The following is a 1,419-nucleotide window of genomic DNA, read 5'->3' as shown; positions in this document are numbered from 1 at the left end:
CATACGCGCCAACTTAAGGCTTAAACTGTTGAAATATATTATAATTATCGCTTGAAAAATAAAAAAGGTGGTTGTATTTATTAATGCGCTAACACAAAACACAACCACCGTGGCGTATCATGATTCATTTTCAACAGTTATTACAAGTACTTCCTTCAAATATTGAACAAATGGCGATAAATTGTAATGCTTTTCAACGGGCTAGAAAAATTAAATCGCCTTTAGAACTGTTTAAATTACTTATGCTGTATTGTGGCCTCGATTTGTCTTTAAGAGCATGCGCTGGAAAATTCACTGAAACTTATTCCGCAATCAGCGACGAAGCCGTAAAAAAGAGATTAATATCTTGTGCTGACTGGATTAAATCACTTTTAAAAGAAACTCTTACCACAGATCATAACCATACAGAAGGCGATTTAAAATTTATAGCTGTAGATGGCTCTACCGTTCAGGAACCAGGTGCGACACAAACGAGCTATAGACTACATCTCGGCATAGATTTGATGGATTTAACGCTCACTGATGCTGTTGTTACAACAGACAAAGTTGGCGAAAAACTTCAGCATTATCAGCTTCGTGAGGGTTATGTCTTTGTGGCTGACCGTGGCTATAGTCGAGTTCAAACCATTATGCCGACAGTCGATCAAGGCGCTGATGTCATTGTCAGATATACACCGAACTCCATGCCTCTCTATACATTTAATTCGAATAATCAAAAGCTTAAGATTGATTGGCATCAGCAACTTATATCACGGTCTGAGAAAAATCAGGTGATTGAGTGTTATATGATTTTAGGCGATAAGAGGATCAAGGGTTATGTCCATGCGATAGCTAAAAACACAAAAGTTGCAGAGAATGAACGTCGAGAAATGATGACCTTTGCTAAGAAAAATGGGCGAAAAGTCAGAGCTCAAACACTTTACTTAACGAACTGGATGCTGGTATTTACAACGATTCCGCCGCAGGTTCTTAGTACGCTTCAAGTTCAAAATATTTATAAAGCCAGGTGGCAAATCGAACTATATATAAAACGATTAAAAAGCTTGCTTAACATAGATTTACTAAGGGCTAAAAAAGACGGTAAATTAGCTGAGGTTTATTTACTCGGAAAGCTACTTTACGCAGTTTTAGTAGAGAAAATCTATAAACAACATTATTTTAATCATGGTGTTAGTTTACTCGATAAAAACCGAAACTTAAGTCCTTGGCGGCTAATTCAAGACTTGAATGATCAGATTAAATACAGTTTGTTAGCAGAATATCCAAGCTTTGAAGCCAATCTAGCAAGCAGTATTAAAAGTATGTCGGAGCGGCCTAGGAAGAGGAAATTACAACGATTTACAGATGATATTTCAATGTTATTTAGGAGGCACCAGAGTGTATGAAATATCATCAACATGGCTTAAGTTGGCGCGTATG

Annotated in this window: 1 protein-coding gene; it reads left to right on the top strand. The window is 37.0% G+C overall.

All coding sequences use genetic code 11. From position 1 onward, the window contains the following. Nucleotides 1-119 precede the first annotated feature (119 nt). Nucleotides 120-1,385, top strand: a complete 1,266-nt coding sequence (locus HX743_RS16030) for a transposase (protein WP_178319675.1) — start codon at nucleotides 120-122, stop codon at nucleotides 1,383-1,385. Nucleotides 1,386-1,419: the final 34 nt, after the last annotated feature.

This window comes from Acinetobacter sp. Swhac1 (genome assembly GCF_013390985.1).
Lineage (GTDB): Bacteria > Pseudomonadota > Gammaproteobacteria > Pseudomonadales > Moraxellaceae > Acinetobacter > Acinetobacter towneri.
This window is presented reverse-complemented; position numbering and strand designations above follow the sequence as displayed.

Bases quoted from the DNA above. Each gene is read 5' to 3' on its own strand.
- HX743_RS16030 (WP_178319675.1), top strand. From the start codon at position 120: ATGATTCATTTTCAACAGTTATTACAAGTACTTCCTTCAAATATTGAA.